Here is a 15,112-nt window from a genome sequence, read left to right as displayed (position 1 = left end):
TTGTCTCCGCCGAGGCCCCTGTCGAGTGTGCTCACGCGGCAAGATCCGTATCCGGAATCGCACGGGCTCGCAGAGTCCGGAAGACGATCTCCAGGGCGTCGACTTGGCCGTCGGTGAAGTGGTCGTCGATCATCCCGCGGGTGCTGAAGAGGGCGTTCTCGTACAGGTCCCGGACGGCGATGAGTCCGTTGGCTGCGACGTAGCGGACTATCAGGTGTATCAGGTCGATCTGGTCTGCCGAGAGATCGTGCTCGGCGATGAAGCCGGAGAACGCCTCCTGTGCGGCAGTCTTGTCCATGCCGCCGATGCGGCGCAGGAACACGCCGAGGCCGCCGTCGGCCGCGCGCTTCTGGTCCAGGTCTTCGGCAGAGGCGATTCCCTCGGCGAGGAAGAGCTCTTCCAGGGTGGTGAGGTCCTCGGTGGTGATCTGCTCGTTCTCCCGCAGCTTGCGGACGGCCTCCTGCTCGCGGTGGCTCTGGAGGTAGACGCGTGCCTTCTGCTTGAAGCGTTCCTCGTCCGTGCCGACGGGGAGCCCCTTGAGCTCGACCTCCGACAGCGTCCCGTGGCCTTCCGCTATGTCCGTGTAGACGATCTTCCGGGCGGCCGGCGTGTCGACGAGATGGGCCAGGCCGCGCACGCGGCGCCGCACGTGCTCCAGCATCGGGACGGTCACGTTCTGCCACCACGCATCATCGGTGATGGCCTCCAGCAGGGACACCTGGTCCCGGATCACGGGGATGTTGGTCTTGCCGAGGAGGTCCTGGGCGAGCTCCTGGACCTGGCCGCGCAGGCGCGTGTAGTCGGAGCCCCCCTCCAAGGCCGCGAGCTGGAGGCGGTAGGCGATCAGGTCGAAGCGCTTGGCCTCCTCGCCCTTGTCCTCGCCCTCGGGCCAGTAGTCGGACGGCAGGCCGAGGACGTCCTCGCTCAGCGCGTGCGCGTCGTCGTCGTCGATGCGGTGCCAGGTCGCGAAGTCGCCACCGAACGACTCGACATGACGACGGTGCGGTCGTACGAGGAAGTTGTCGAGGTTCATGCCCCGCACGGTTTCGTGGAGGCGGCGTGCGGCCGCCCAGCGCAGCGACGCCTCAGTGTCGACCGCGTCCGGGCCGCCGTCCTGCGCAGGGTCGGGAGCCTGGCGTCGGTCCAGCGCCCGGATGAGGTCGAGCTGGCGCTGCAGGAGCCTCTCGGTGAGCGTCGGAGCCTGCCGGGCCGGGGCGCGGTCGAGCTCCTGGTTGAAGAACTCTGCGTTGCCGCACAGATCGAAGACGTGGAAACCGTCCTTGTCGCGGCCGGGCCCGTAGACGTCCGCGCACAGCCGGGTACCGCGCCCGATCATCTGCCAGAACTTCGTCCGCGAGTACACCGGCTTGAACAGAACGAGGTTCAGCACCTCGGGCACGTCGATACCGGTGTCCAGCATGTCGACGGAGATGGCGATGTCCGGGGCCTTGGCCGGGTCGGAGAAGTCGTCGATGAGCTGCTGGGGGTTCTTCTCCTGGTAGGTGATGACACGGGCGTGGTTGCCCGCGCCCTGCGGGTAGTTGAGGTTGTACTGCTCCTCGATGGCCAGAGCGTGCGTGCTGTTCTTAGCGAAGATGATCGTCTTACCGAGCCGGTCTCCGCCCTCAACGCGCAGGCCGTGCCGCATCAGGACCTCAAGGGCCTTGTCGATGGTCGGCCGGTTGAACAGGAAGCGGTTGACCTCGTCCGCGGAGACCTCGTCCGGAACCTGCCCGTCCTCGGTCCACTCCAGGTTGTCCCAGGCTTCCTTCTGCTCCTCGGTGAGGTCGTCGTAGCGGAAGCCGCGACGCAAGGAGTCGAAGGGGACGTCGACGACGTTCGGCTTCACCAGGAAGCCGTCCGTGGCCGCCTGGTCCAGGCTGTAGGAGTCGGTGGGGATGCCGTCCTCAAGCTGGAACAGCTGGTAGGTGTTGTGGTCGACGTCGTCCTTGGGGGTGGCCGTCAGCCCCAGCAGAAGGCTGTCGAAGTAGTCGAAGAGCTCCCCGTACTTGTCGTAGACGGAGCGGTGGGCCTCGTCGATGACGATGAGGTCGAAGAAGCCCGGCCCGAAACGACGGCGGCCGTCCTCCGTGATCTCGTTGACCAGGTTCATCATCGTCGGGTAGGTCGAGACGTAGACGTGGGCGTCGGTCTTCTTCTCGGTGAGGAGGTTGACCGTCACGCTGTTCGGCAGATGCTCCTTGAACGCGCGCACGGCCTGGTTGACGAGAGCCTGTCGGTCGGCCAGGAAGAGGATGCGCCGCGCCCAGCCCGCGCGCTGAAGGAGCTCGGCGAAGGCCACGGTGGTGCGGGTCTTGCCGGTGCCGGTCGCCATGACGAGCAGGGCGCGGCGGCGCTTCTCCCGCTCGAAACTCTCACTGACGCGCTGGATGGCCTGCAACTGATAGGGACGGCCGGCGATGCCCTGGTTGACGTTGGACGACTTCAGGGCGAGCCGGCCGGCACGCTGGCGGATCAGCCAGTGCAGCTCGTCCTTGGTGCGGAAGCCCTGCACCCTGCGGGGCGGATAGCCGTTCTTCTTGTCCCACTGGTCCCACAGGTAGGTCTCGTAGCCGTTGGTGTAGAAGATCACCGGCCGCTGGTTGTACACGGCTTGGAGCGCATCGGCGTAGAGCTCGGCCTGCTGGCGGCCCGCGCGGGCGTCGACACGGGTGCGCTTGGCTTCTACGACGGCGAGGGGCCGGTCGTCGTCGCCCCACAGGACGTAGTCCACGTAACCCTTGCCCGACTTGCTCATCCCCCCGGGCGCACCGTCCACCGGGAACTCGCGGTCGCGCTCGTCGGTGAGGTCCCAGCCGGCCTCTTTGAGGAGGAGGTCGATGAACAGGTCGCGGGTGGTGGCCTCGTCGTAGTCGTGGGTGTCGGGGCGGGCCTCGTTGGCCTTGCGGAGCTCGGTGACGCGGGTGCGCAGCTCGGCCACCTCGGAAGCGAGTTGCGCGCCCCTCGCGCGCTCCTCGGCCAGTTCCTTGGCCTGGGCGTCCCAACGCGCCTGATCCTCCTCGGCCTGCTTCTTCAGCTCCGCCTGGCGACGCAGCCGGACCTCGGCGGGAACGGGACGCGGAATGCGCTGAGTGTCGAACTGCACGCCGGAGGCGGGAGCGGTGGCCGGGTCGGGCGCGTAGGTGCGGGCGAACCAGTAGAAGACGTGGAACAGCTCGGCGACCGTCCGCACCGCGTCCTTCGCCTGGACCGGAGCCGGACGGTGCACGGCGTAGTTGCCCTGGCGCCGGATGAGGTCCATCTTCGCGCTGAGTGTCGGCCCGACGAGATTCCGCATGCTCGGCTCGTTGAGCATCGCGCTCAGGTCGTTCTGGTACGGAGGGCGCAGCGCGGAGTCCTTCTCGTACATCCAGTGCACGGCGAGCTCGAGGACTCGGCGGGCGTAGAAGCAGGAGGTGCGGGGGTCCGCGTGGGCGAGCCGCTCGGCGCGGAGGGCTTCGTCGTAGAGGGCGGGCCACTCGTCGCGGAGGAAGAGGAAGTTGCTCTGCGGCTGACCGACGTTGTGGGCGGCGCCGACGGTCCGGGCTTCCTTCGCGTTCCGCTCGTTCCGACTGTTGCTCTGCTCCTGGCCGTTCCCGTGTCCCTCTGTGCCCATGACGGAGCGGGCCCCTTCCCCCTGTGGCGCGTGCGCCTTCCCTGGCGGCTACGCACGCAGTGACCTGTGTGACGTGGTGCGACTGTCTAGTTACCCGGACGCCGACCAGTCGGCGGGCGGTTGCGGTGAAGGACGGCGTCCGGGCAGTGCGTGGTTCGGTGACGCGCGGTCCTGTCAGTCCCTACGCGGCGGCTTCATGATCCCAGAGGGTGCCGGAGAAGGCGCGCTGCTGGATGGAGATGAAGAGCTCGTCGAGGGCGGCGAGATGGGAACGCTGCACCGATCGGAGGGCGTCGATTTCGGCAGCGCGCTCCGAGAACCTTTTTCGAAGGTCCAGGGGAGGGATTCCGCACTCGATTGAGAGGACGTTGGCCTGGGAGATATTCTTCATGGACCCGCTGGTGCCGGATGACCTTTCGCGAACCTGCCGACGAAATTCTCCCTGCCGAAACAACTGGCGAATATATAGAGGGTGTGCGTGATCGGGATCTTTCCAGGTGAATCTCCACAGCTTGTCAGGAAGCGCAAGGTTGCTGTGGTCGACCTCAATAAGAGCGACAGCACCGATCAGCTCTTCGGTGTTCGCTCGACTGAATAGAAGGTCTCCGGATTTCACCATGTGGGCGGCGGGAGGCGTGTAATCGACGGGGAGTGGCTTGCTTTCTTCGGGATTGAATTCCCCTGAAGTCACAGCGCTGACTTTCAGGACGCGGAACTTACCTTCACCCTCATCGCCGGGCGCCAGATTCTTGCCGGTTTCGAATCTTTTGACGAGATCGGCCACTGAGCCTGTAGGCCATCCCCGCTGGTTTGTTGCCGGATCGCCGAACATGTCGAGGAAGATGGACTGAGTGAGGTCGTCGAGGAGGGTGATGGCCTGGCGGCGCTTGGCGCGCAGGGCATTCACCTGGTCCAAGACGGCGGCGATCTGCTGCTGCCGCTCCACGCTCGGAACGGGCAGCGTCGACTGCTTCACGATCCGGTCGGAGACCGCCGGGTAACTCTGGCCGGTCGCCTGACGCACCATGGAGGAAACGAATTCGGACGTCATGACCCAGTGCTTCAGGTAGCCCGAGTCGAGGTCGGGCCCGGGGCGCAGAACGCAGAAACCCGTGGACGCGATCGCTTCGTCCAGTTCGGCCGGTACGGCGGCGACGGCGTTCAGGTTCGGGCGGACGGTGGAGACCAGGATGTCTCCCGCGCGCACGAGCTGTCGTGCCCGACTCGGTGCCTCGTCACTCGGGACCGAACGTGCCCCGACGACGCGTTTCGTCCCCTGGTCCAGGGAAGAGATATCGATGTAGGTGAACTTGCCGTCGAAGTCGCTCTGGGGATTCAGGGTCTGCACAGGCGTGACGAGATCCTTCAGGGCTCGTCGCGTCATCCCAGCATCTCCTTGAGCTGCGCCGTACCCGCCTCGATCTCCGTGTTCAACTTCTCCAGCTCATCCAAGATCTCCAGCGGCGCCCGAGTCACGACCTCCTCGTGGACGATCTCCTTGTAGCGGTTCAGGGAGAGGTCGTAGCCCTGGGCGGCGATGTCGGATTTCGGGACGCAGAAGCTCTGGTCCGTGCGGGTACGGTCGCGTTCGTCGGTGGTGCGGCGCTTCCAGCGGGCCAAGATGTCCGGGAGGTTGTTCCTGGCGTGTTCCTCGGCCGTGAGGCCGGTCACGCCCACGCCCAGACGGTCCTCCGTGAACAGCGGGTTGCGCTTGTCGTCCAGGCTGAAGCCGTCCGCCTGGACGTCGTAGAACCAGACCTCGTCCGTGCCGCCCGAGTCCGTCTTCGTGAAGAAGAGGATGGCGGTGGAGACACCGGCGTACGGCTTGAAGACGCCGGACGGGAGCTTCACCACCGCGTCGAGCTTCTGCTCCTCGACCAGCATGCGGCGCAGCTCCTTGTGTGCCTTCGTCGAGCCGAAGAGGACGCCGTCCGGGACGATGACCGCGGCCCGGCCGCCCGGCTTGAGGAGCTTGAGGAGGAGGGCCAGGAAGAGAAGCTCGGTCTTCTTGGTCTTGACGATCTTCAGCAGATCCGAGGAGGTCGTCTCGTAGTCGAGGCTGCCGGCGAAGGGCGGGTTCGCGAGGATCAGGGAGTAGCGATCGGTCTCCTCGCCCGCGCTCTGCGAGAGGGAGTCGCGGTAGCGGATGTCCGGGCTCTCGACGCCGTGCATGAGCATGTTCATCGAGCCGATGCGGAGCATGGTCGAGTCGAAGTCGAAGCCGTGGAACATGCTGTTGTTGAAGTGGTGCTGGTTCTCGGCCTCGAAGAGGTCGTCCCGGTGCACCCGCTGCATGTACTCGGAGGCGTTCACCAGGAAGCCTGCCGTGCCGCACGCGGGGTCGCAGATCTCGTCGCGCGGGTTCGGCTCCATCATCTCGACCATCAGCTGGATGATGTGCCGAGGCGTACGGAACTGCCCGTTCTGCCCCGCCGAGGCGATCTTGCCGAGCATGTACTCGTACAGATCGCCCTTGGTGTCCTTGTCCCGCATCGGGATGCCCTCCAGCAGGAGGACGACCTTGGACAGGAGGTTGGGCGTGGGGATCGTGAAGCGGGCGTCCTTCATGTGGTGCGAGTACGTGGAGTCGTCGCCCCCCAGTGCGCGCAAGTAAGGGAAGACCTTCTCGGCGACCGTTTCGTACATCCGCGCCGACTCGGCGTCCTTGAAGTTCTTCCAGCGCAGGTCCTGCTGCTCAGAGGTGAAGAAGGGGCTGGTGTCAGGGATGCCCCGGTTGGTCATCCTGTCCTTGATCGTCTGCAGTTCGTCCAGACGTCGGATGAAGAGCAGGTACGTGATCTGCTCCATGACCTCCAGCGGGTTGGAGATGCCGCCCGACCAGAACGCGTCCCAGACGCGGTCAACCTTGCTCTTCAGCTCGCCCGTAATCACACGCGAAATCTTACGGCTCGGCAGTGACAACGGTGGCCGATGCGGGAGACCCCGGAGCGCCTCTGTTGGGAGCTGTACCGCTCACGGCACAGCAATACGGTCACCTGGTTGGGCCGAGAGCCTCGCTGCGCGGCCCGGCTTCCACCCATCCTGAGGGTGCAGAGCCGGGGCCGGGGGCGTCCCGAGGGTCACTGCCCTCGACACAGACGATATCTGCGGTGGGGGCAAGTACCAGGCTCAGCGAAAATCGCGGCCGGAGACACAGTCGTGGGTCACCGCGTCCGTGGCGCGCTCGCCTACGAGCAGGGTCACTGTGTCGTTCACCTCGGCCCCATACGGGAAGCCTCAGACGTCCAGCTGGGCGGTTGAGCACTCTCGGGGGCGCCGTGGTTACAGCGTGATGTCGCTCCGGCGTACCCTGAGATTGGACTAGACCTGTACCCGTCCTGGGAACATCGGCGGAAGGAGTCGCATGAGCAAGCGTGCGGTCCTGGAGGTGATCGCTCTCGGGGTCGAGGACGCGGTCGCCGCCCAGGCGGGAGGCGCGGACCGGCTGGAGCTGGTCACCGACATGGCGGCGGACGGGCTCAGCCCCGAGCCCGCCGTGGTGGCCGCGATCCGGGCCGCCGTACCGATCGACCTGCGCGTGATGCTGCGGCTGACGGACGGGTTCGCGGCGGGCGACCTCGACCGGCTGACCGGCACGGCCGCCGAGCTGCGGGAGGCCGGCGCCGACCAGTTCGTCCTGGGCTTCCTCGACCCGGCCGGGGACGTGGACCTCGCGGCGGTCGAGCGGGTCGTGGACGCGCTCGACGGCAGCCCGTGGACCTTCCACCGCGCGATCGACCGCGCCGCCGACCGCGACGCGCTGCGCAAGCGGCTGTGCGGCCTCCCCGGCCTGGACACCTTCCTGACGGCGGGCGCGGCGGCGGGCGTGGACGAGGGGCTGCCCACGCTGACGGCCGAGGCCGCGCACACCGGCACACCGGGCTACGAGCCCCGGATCATGGTCGGCGGCGGACTGCGCCTCGAACACGTGCCCGCGCTGCGGTCGGCCGGCATCGACGCCTTCCACATCGGCGGCGCGGCCCGTCCACAGGGGTGGACAGGGCCGGTGTGCGCGGAGGCGGTCGGGGTGTGGCGGGGGATGCTGGACGGGGAGTAGGGCCGCGAGGCCCGGGGCGGTCGGGAATGTTCCGGGAGGGCGGTTCGTTGGGCCTGCGCCCGTGCACACCGCTGTCGTTGGGAGCATCGTGTCCGAGACCACGCACGCCACCTCCGCCGTCCTTCCCTCGCTTCCTTCGCTGAACGCCCAGGCCGAGCGGCTGATCGAGCTGGGGGTGCACGAGATCGCGGGACTGTCGGCCGCCGAGGTCCGGACGGCAGCCGAGGGGCTCGGGGAGACCGGCCACGGTGCCCTCCTCGCCGTCCACCCCGACCGCGCCCCCGCCTCCGCACTCGCGCCGCTGCTCCGGCGCCGGGACAGGCCGGGGTTCGTCGTCACCGACATGACCGACGTCGACCTCTTCGCGCCGCTCGACACCATCGACCTGCCGGACACCCCGCTGTACCTGGTCGGCGGGGTCGAGCGGGGCGACGAGATGGCCAACTGGAGCCCGGACGAGGCGCTGCCCGCGCTCACCGCCGGGTCCCGTACGCCGCTGCTGCTCACCGAGGGCATCCACTGGGTGGTGCAGCAGCCGGACGTACTGGAGCGCAATCACTGCTTCATGACCATCGGCTCCCGGCTGCGCAAGCCCAACGGCACGCTGGACGCCCGTACCCCGGCGCTCTGGATCAGCAACGGCACCGGCCGGGACGGACGGGAACGGCGCGACGCTCCCAAGGTGGGCTGGTGCTGGGCGGGCAACCGGCACACATGGCTGGGGTTCGCCTCGGGGACGGAGCGGCGGGGGCTGAACCCCTAGGGGGAAACTCCAGCGCGCCCTGTAGAACACGTGAGCTGGGGCGCGTGGTCGCGCGGTTGTCGCAGCGGAGGCTCTGGGCGCCCGGTGGGATTCAGCGGGTGGTGCGGGACGCCCGGCAGGCCGAGGAGCCCGCCGGGGCCTGACCCGGGCGGGCGCGGTCCGCCCTCAGCGCACCGGCCGCAGGCACCGGCCGATCCCGTCCGCGCTGTCCGAGGGCCGGGCGAGGTAGTCGCCGTCCGCGCACCCCTCCTCGGTCGGGTCGACGACGCGGAACTGGGCGTCGTCGGAGTCGCAGGGCACGGTCTCCAGGTCCGGCTCGGTCCAGCTGCCGTCGTTGCGGGCGCAGGAGCCGGACGTCAGGTTGGTCTTCTCGCCGCTCAGGTCGGGCACCAGCCCGGAGAACATGAGCCCGGTGACGAGCGTGACCAGCAGCCCGAGTAGCCCCAGCGGAACCAGGGCCAGCACCCCGGCCGGGCGCCGGAACACCGGTTTTCCGGGGTCCAGCGGCGGCCGCCAGCCCGGTGTGACCGGTGCGGGCATGCTCCGGATGCTCGACAGCGTGCTGAGGTTGGACAGCAGGACGAAGGGCGTGATGAGTACCGACAACAGCCCCCACCAGCCCGCGACCAGGGTCTCGGCCTGCATCTCCCGGAACACGGACAGCGCGCAGGTCCGGCAGAGCACCCCCTGCCGCTTCAGGGACCGCATGATCACGACCATGCCCTGATGCCCGCGTACCGTCACCGGCGCGGCGGGCCCGGCGCCGCACATCTGGCACCCCACAGGGCCGGCCGCCTGCGGGGGCCCGTAAGGGACCTGCGGGTACCCGTAGGGGGCCGCGCCCGGCTGTCCGTACCCGTGAGGGACCCCCTGTCCGGGGCCGGCCGGACAGGGCTGCGGGGGCACGGGCGGGGGTGGCGGCACGCTCAACAGGGGACCTTTCGGCGGGACATGGCGGGAGGACAGGCTCAGCACCCTATCCAGCCGCCGCTGCGGCCCCCTCAGGCGGTGAGCTGTGCGGGCAGTGGCCCGGTGTGCGCCACGATCAGCCCCGAGACCGCTCGGGTCAGCGTGACGTACAGCCGCCGCAGGCCGGTGCGCTCGTCGGGCTCGCCGTCGACCACGGCCTGGGGCTCGTCCAGGACCACGTAGTCGTACTCCAGGCCCTTGGCGAGCGAGGCCGGGACCAGGGTCAGCCTGGTCTGATCGGTGGTCTCCTCACCGGGCGCGAGGAAGCCGATCCCGGCCGCCGTCAGGGCCTCGGCGAGCGCGGGCACGCGGGCGTCGGCGGCGATCAGACCGGTCGAGCCCTCGTTGCGAAGCAACTCCTCACAGGCCAAGACCACTTCGGTCACACCGTCCACCGCGCGCACCTCGAAGAAGCCGGGGTTCTCGCGGACGGAGGCGACCGGGGTGAGGCCGGGGGCGATGTGGGGGAGCAGCCGGGACGCGTACGTGATCACGTCCGTGGGCACGCGGAAACCGGCCGTCAGCTCCTCGATGACGCCCTCGCCCTTGCCGAGATGGGCCAGCGCCTCGTCCCAACTCCGGGTGGCCCAGGGGGTGGTGCCCTGTGCGAGGTCACCGAGGACGGTCGCGCTGCCGGTGGTGCAGCGCCGGCCGACCGCGCGGTACTGCATGGGGGACAGGTCCTGCGCCTCGTCCAGTACGACATGACCGAGCGAGTGCGTGCGCTGGATCAGGTCGGTTGCCTCGTCGATCAACACCGCGTCGGCGGAGGACCACTTGGCCGACTTCACACTGCGCACCGGCTTGGCCCAGAGCAGGGCCTTCTGCTCGTCCTCGTCCAGGATGCCCGCCGCGTGCTCGGCGAGGAACTCCCCGTCAGACAGCAGCCGCAGCACCAGCTTGGCCGGGTCGGCCGGCGGCCAGACGGTCTTCACGACGGCCTTGACCGCGCTGTTGCGCGCGACCGCGTCCTGCACCCGGTCGTCCGGCGCCTCCCCGGCCCGCTCCATCTGCACCAGCACCGCGTGCGCGATCCGCTGCGGCAGCGCCTCGCGGGCGGCACCGTACCGGATCTCGCGGGCCAGCAACTCGCGGACGATCTCCTCCAGTTCGTACGCCGGGACCCGCCAGCGCCGTGAGCCGCGCACCACCATGACCGGTTCGGTGGGCAGGGTCACCTGCGCGTACAGCGCCCGGCGCAGCACCTCGGCCATCCGGGCGTCGCCCTTGAGCACGGCGGTGCGCGCCTCGTCGGTGCCGCGCAGCTCCACATGGGCCACGAGATCGTCCACGGTGGCCTGCTGGACGCTCAACTCGCCCAGAGCGGGCAGGACTTGCTCGATGTAGTGGAGGAAGGACCGGTTCGGCCCGATGACCAGGGTGCCGGTGCGGGCGAGCCGCTCCCGGTGGGCGTAGAGCAGATAGGCGACCCGGTGCAGGCCGACCGCCGTCTTGCCCGTGCCGGGGCCTCCCTGCACACACACCGTGCCGCCGAGCCCGCTGCGGACGATCTCGTCCTGCTCGGGCTGGATGGTGGCGACGATGTCGCGCATGGGGCCGACGCGCGGCCGCTCGATCTCCTGCTGGAGCAGCTTGCTGGTGGCCGCCGCCTCCGAGGGGTCCGACAGATGCTCGTCCTCGTACGCGGTCAGCTCGCCGCCGGTGTAGCCGAAGCGGCGGCGCAGCCCGACGTCCATCGGGTCCTTCTTGGACGCCCGGTAGAACGGCTGCGAGACCGGGGCGCGCCAGTCGATGACCATGGGGTCGCCGTCCGCGTCGTGGACGTGCCGGCGCCCGATGTAGAAGCGCTCGCCCGTCTCCCACCGCCGCCCTTGCGAGGAAGGCGCTTCGCGCCCCTTTGATTCCTCCGCGCCCTCCGCCTGCTCGGCGCCCGGCGCGTGCAGGTAGTCGAGGCGGCCGAAGAACAGCGGGGTGTCGCTGAGGTCGGCCAGCGCCTTGATCCGGTCGTCGATCTGGCGGGACAGCACCGCGGCGTTGACCCAGTTCGCCGTGACGTCCTTGATGTCCAGCGCCTCCACGTCCTCGCGCATGGCGCGCAGGGCGGCCCGTGAGCCGGCGAGGTGGGCGCGCTCGCGGGTCAGGGGGGCGCGGGATTCGTCGAGCGGGTCGTGCGCGGTCGCGGACAAGGGAGTGCCTCCGATTGAACCTGCTGCGTGATCACGAGGGATGCCATCCGGTTACCGGCCGGGCGGCGGCACTCCGAGGGGGAGGCGGGCAAGAGCGGAGATTGTAGGCGGGGCGGGCGGGGAGAGGCCAATGAATATCCGGGGGCGTCCGCATCCCGTCCCGCGCCGGCCGGTGGTCGAACTGACGTGCTTGTGCGGCTGATCGTCTGGGACATACGTTCGGCGCCATGTCCATGACGCGTAGAAGTATTCTCCGGGGAATCGCCGCCGCACCGTTCGTCGGAGCGGCGAGCAGCATCCTCGCGCCCGCCACCGCGCACGCCGCCACGATCGACCCGGCGCAGTTCGCCCTCACCGCCCGCACGGCCAACTCCTACGGGGAGTTCGCCGACCTGAACGCGGGTCTGGCGACCAAGCTCACCTCGGTCGACGCCACCGCCGTCCTCGCCGACACCAACCGCAAGGCCACCCGTCTGACCAGCGCCCCCGGCACGTCCCAGGCGTTCGAGGCCGGCTTCACCTGGGACAGCGGCGACCAGGCCGTCGACTACTGGATTCCGCAGGGCGTCACCACCAGCGCCGACGCCTACGGCAACGGCGTCTACCCCGACGGCGGCAGCAACAAGGCCGTCCTGGTCTCCTGGTACTTCGAGACCGACCCGGACGGCAACGGCGTCGACGACTACCCCCTCGACAAGGGCCTGCGGCTGACCTTCGTCAACTACAACTCCGCCTCCGCGCCCACCTACCGCCACGTACTGCTGGTCGAGCCGGTGAAGACCGACACCGGCGAGTTCTCCTTCAACCCCATACGCAAGCACGCCGGCGGCATCCTCTGGTACGGCAACCTGCTGTACGTCGTCGACACCTACAAGGGGCTCCGGGTCTTCGACCTCAACACCCTCTTCCAGGCCGACACCACGCAGGTGGACTCCTGCGGCCTGGTCGACGGCGCGTACTACGGCTACGGCTACGCGTACGTGCTCCCGCAGAGCGGCGCCTACGACAACACGGGCAAGTACCTGCGCTATTCGGCGATCGGCCTCGACCGCGCCAGCACCCCGGACAGCCTGGTGGTGAGCGAGTACTCCGAGGACGGCGCCGTCGACTACTCGGGCACGTCGTGGACCGGTACGGGCGCGCCCACCACCACGCCCAAGGTCGTGCGCTGGGACCTCGACTACACCACCCGCAAGCTGTCCTCGGCCGCGCCGAGCGAGGCGGTCACGGTCGCCCAGAAGAAGATCCAGGGCGTCGTCTCCCGCAACAGCAAGCACTACCTCTCGGTCAGCAACGGCCCCTCCGGCACGGGCGCGCTGCGCACCTTCACCTCGGGCGCCTCGACCGCGAGCACGGTGTGCAACCTGGCCATCGGCTGCGAGGACCTGAGCTATCACACCAGCGGCGCGTCGGGCTGGTCGTTCGCCGAGTCCGTGATCTGGAACCTCAGCGAGTACGCGGGGAAGCGATACGTGTACGCGGTCCACGCGGACGGGTCGTAGCGCTCACCCCTAGGGGGCCAGGTGCGGTGGGCGTAGGGGCGGGCTCCACCCTCGGGTGTAGAGGGAGTGCTTTGAGAACCGACCCGTGGGTGTATTCCGGACTTATGCCGGAAGTCTCACCATGGAGACATGAGCGCAGCAACCATTCACCCGGCCCCACCCCGCCCGTCCGGAGCCACCGCGGTGGCGGGCGGGGAACACCACCACGTCCTGGGCGAGGCCCTGCGCGCGATCAAGGTCTACGCGCAGGCCGCCTTCGGTGTGGTGATACTCGGCGAGTACGGCGAGGATGCGGGCGTCCACCGCAGATACGGGGACGCCCTCGGGGACCCATAGCCCTCTCCCGCTTCCGGTCCTAGTTCTCCTTCGACCCCTCCGCCAGGATCTCGTCGGCGTCGACGATCCGGTAGGCGTAGCCCTGTTCCGCGAGGAAGCGCTGGCGGTGGGCCGCGAAGTCCTGGTCGATGGTGTCGCGGGCGACGACCGAGTAGAAGTGCGCCCGGTGGCCGTCCGACTTGGGCCGCAGCACCCGGCCGAGCCGCTGGGCCTCCTCCTGGCGGGAGCCGAAGGTGCCGGACACCTGGATGGCGACGGTCGCCTCGGGCAGGTCGATGGAGAAGTTGGCGACCTTGGAGACGACCAGCACGCTGATCTCGCCCTCACGGAAGGCGTCGAAGAGCTTCTCCCGCTGGGCGTTGGAGGTCTCGCCCTTGATCACCGGCGCGTTCAGGTGCTCGCCCAGCTCGTCCAGCTGGTCGATGTACTGCCCGATGACGAGGATCTGCTGCCCGGCGAACCGGCGCACGATCGCCTCCGTGACCTTCCGCTTGGTCGCGGTGGTGGCACAGAAGCGGTACTTGTCCTCGCTCTCCGCGGTGGCGTAGGCGAGCCGCTCGGACTCGGTGAGATTGACGCGCACCTCGACGCAGTCGGCCGGCGCGATGTAGCCCTGCGCCTCGATCTCCTTCCAGGGCGCGTCGAACCGCTTGGGCCCGATCAGGGAGAACACATCGGACTCGCGGCCGTCCTCGCGGACCAGGGTCGCGGTCAGACCGAGGCGGCGGCGGGCCTGGAGATCGGCGGTGAACTTGAAGACGGGAGCGGGCAGCAGATGGACCTCGTCGTAGAGGATCAGACCCCAGTCACGGGAGTCGAAGAGCTCCAGGTGCGGGTAGACACCCTTCCGGCGGGTGGTCAGCACCTGATAGGTGGCGATGGTGACCGGCCGGATCTCCTTCTTGGTGCCGCTGTACTCACCGATCTCGTCCTCGGTCAGCGACGTCCGCTTCACCAGTTCGTGCTTCCACTGCCGGGCGGAGACGGTGTTGGTGACCAGGATCAGGGTGGTCGACCCGGCCTGCGCCATCGCCCCGGCGCCGACCAGTGTCTTGCCCGCGCCGCAGGGCAGCACCACGACACCGCTGCCGCCGTGCCAGAAGTTCTCCACGGCCTGCTTCTGGTAGGGGCGCAGCGCCCAGCCGTCCTCGCGCAGGTCGATCGGGTGCGCCTCGCCGTCCACATATCCGGCGAGGTCCTCGGCGGGCCAGCCCAGCTTGAGCAGGGTCTGCTTGATCTGGCCGCGCTCGGAGGGGTGCACGGCCACGGTGTCCGGGTCGATCCGGGTGCCGACCAGCGGGGCGACCCGCTTGGACCGCAGGATCTCCTCCAGCACCGGCCGGTCGGTGGTGGTGAGCACCAGCCCGTGCGCCGGGTGCTTGCTCAGGGTGAGCCTGCCGTACCGGTCCATGGTCTCGGCGATGTCGACGAGCAGGGCGTGCGGCACGGGATACCGGCTGTACTGCACCAGCGCGTCGACGACCTGCTCGGCGTCGTGCCCGGCGGCCCGCGCGTTCCACAGGCCGAGGGGGGTGAGCCGGTAGGTGTGGATGTGCTCGGGAGCCCGTTCCAGCTCGGCGAAGGGCGCGATGGCCCGACGGCACTCGTCGGCCCGCTCGTGGTCGACTTCGAGGAGCAGGGTTTTGTCTGACTGGACGATCAGCGGACCGTTCACCTGTGCCATCCTTCCGCGCGGCCAAACCTCCAGTGTGCCCGATGCGG

Annotated in this window: 10 protein-coding genes; 4 read left to right on the top strand and 6 right to left on the bottom strand. The window is 68.9% G+C overall.

The genetic code is table 11. The annotated features are described in order from the left end of the window. Positions 1-31 precede the first annotated feature (31 nt). The 3 genes from ACIGA3_RS21825 to ACIGA3_RS21815 all read right to left on the bottom strand — a co-directional run bounded on the left by ACIGA3_RS21825 (position 32) and on the right by ACIGA3_RS21815 (position 6,508). The gene (locus tag ACIGA3_RS21825; RefSeq protein ID WP_399718126.1) at positions 32-3,616 is read right to left on the bottom strand and encodes a DEAD/DEAH box helicase family protein; all 3,585 of its coding nucleotides are present in this window, start codon (positions 3,614-3,616) and stop codon (positions 32-34) included. A gap of 181 nt (positions 3,617-3,797) precedes the next feature. After that, positions 3,798-5,000 carry a restriction endonuclease subunit S gene (locus tag ACIGA3_RS21820; RefSeq protein WP_399718123.1) on the bottom strand — a complete coding sequence of 401 codons (1,203 nt, stop codon included), beginning with the start codon at positions 4,998-5,000 and terminating at the stop codon, positions 3,798-3,800. Continuing rightward, entirely contained in the window at positions 4,997-6,508 is a 1,512-nt protein-coding gene (locus ACIGA3_RS21815; protein ID WP_399718120.1) for an N-6 DNA methylase, read from the bottom strand. Before ACIGA3_RS21815 ends, ACIGA3_RS21820 begins: the two co-directional genes overlap by 4 nt. A 472-nt stretch (positions 6,509-6,980) precedes the next feature. Here ACIGA3_RS21815 and ACIGA3_RS21810 point away from each other — a divergent pair, with 472 nt between their 5' ends. Continuing rightward, positions 6,981-7,673, top strand: coding sequence for a copper homeostasis protein CutC (locus tag ACIGA3_RS21810; RefSeq protein ID WP_399718117.1), 693 nt, complete (start codon positions 6,981-6,983; stop codon positions 7,671-7,673). Between the two features lie 88 nt (positions 7,674-7,761). After that, complete coding sequence (locus tag ACIGA3_RS21805) at positions 7,762-8,436, top strand: DUF5701 family protein (RefSeq protein ID WP_399718115.1); 675 nt, start codon at positions 7,762-7,764, stop codon at positions 8,434-8,436. A 165-nt stretch (positions 8,437-8,601) separates the two neighbouring features. Here the strand turns inward: ACIGA3_RS21805 and ACIGA3_RS21800 are convergent, their stop codons facing one another. Next, entirely contained in the window at positions 8,602-9,144 is a 543-nt protein-coding gene (locus ACIGA3_RS21800) for a hypothetical protein (protein ID WP_399718113.1), read from the bottom strand. Positions 9,145-9,437: 293 nt separating this feature from the next. Further along, positions 9,438-11,552 carry a HelD family protein gene (locus tag ACIGA3_RS21795; RefSeq protein WP_399718110.1) on the bottom strand — a complete coding sequence of 705 codons (2,115 nt, stop codon included), beginning with the start codon at positions 11,550-11,552 and terminating at the stop codon, positions 9,438-9,440. A gap of 227 nt (positions 11,553-11,779) precedes the next feature. Here ACIGA3_RS21795 and ACIGA3_RS21790 point away from each other — a divergent pair, with 227 nt between their 5' ends. Both ACIGA3_RS21790 and ACIGA3_RS21785 read left to right on the top strand, forming a co-directional pair. Continuing rightward, the gene (locus tag ACIGA3_RS21790) at positions 11,780-13,054 is read left to right on the top strand and encodes a hypothetical protein (protein WP_399718107.1); all 1,275 of its coding nucleotides are present in this window, start codon (positions 11,780-11,782) and stop codon (positions 13,052-13,054) included. Positions 13,055-13,183: 129 nt separating this feature from the next. Beyond that, entirely contained in the window at positions 13,184-13,390 is a 207-nt protein-coding gene (locus tag ACIGA3_RS21785; RefSeq protein WP_399718105.1) for a hypothetical protein, read from the top strand. Between the two features lie 19 nt (positions 13,391-13,409). Here the strand turns inward: ACIGA3_RS21785 and ACIGA3_RS21780 are convergent, their stop codons facing one another. Further along, the gene (locus tag ACIGA3_RS21780) at positions 13,410-15,065 is read right to left on the bottom strand and encodes a DNA repair helicase XPB (protein ID WP_399718102.1); all 1,656 of its coding nucleotides are present in this window, start codon (positions 15,063-15,065) and stop codon (positions 13,410-13,412) included. Positions 15,066-15,112: the final 47 nt, after the last annotated feature.

The organism is Streptomyces sp. NPDC085596, assembly GCF_044541565.1.
GTDB lineage: Bacteria > Actinomycetota > Actinomycetes > Streptomycetales > Streptomycetaceae > Streptomyces.
Note: the sequence above shows the minus strand (reverse complement) of the source record. Positions and strands in the feature narration are given on the sequence as shown.

What these genes read in the sequence shown, in the direction of transcription:
- ACIGA3_RS21820 (WP_399718123.1), bottom strand. Translation starts at nt 5,000, where the DNA reads ATGACGCGACGAGCCCTGAAGGATCTCGTCACGCCTGTGCAGACCCTG.
- ACIGA3_RS21785 (WP_399718105.1), top strand. Translation starts at nt 13,184, where the DNA reads ATGAGCGCAGCAACCATTCACCCGGCCCCACCCCGCCCGTCCGGAGCC.
- ACIGA3_RS21825 (WP_399718126.1), bottom strand. Translation starts at nt 3,616, where the DNA reads ATGGGCACAGAGGGACACGGGAACGGCCAGGAGCAGAGCAACAGTCGG.
- ACIGA3_RS21790 (WP_399718107.1), top strand. Translation starts at nt 11,780, where the DNA reads ATGTCCATGACGCGTAGAAGTATTCTCCGGGGAATCGCCGCCGCACCG.
- ACIGA3_RS21800 (WP_399718113.1), bottom strand. Translation starts at nt 9,144, where the DNA reads ATGCGGTCCCTGAAGCGGCAGGGGGTGCTCTGCCGGACCTGCGCGCTG.
- ACIGA3_RS21810 (WP_399718117.1), top strand. Translation starts at nt 6,981, where the DNA reads ATGAGCAAGCGTGCGGTCCTGGAGGTGATCGCTCTCGGGGTCGAGGAC.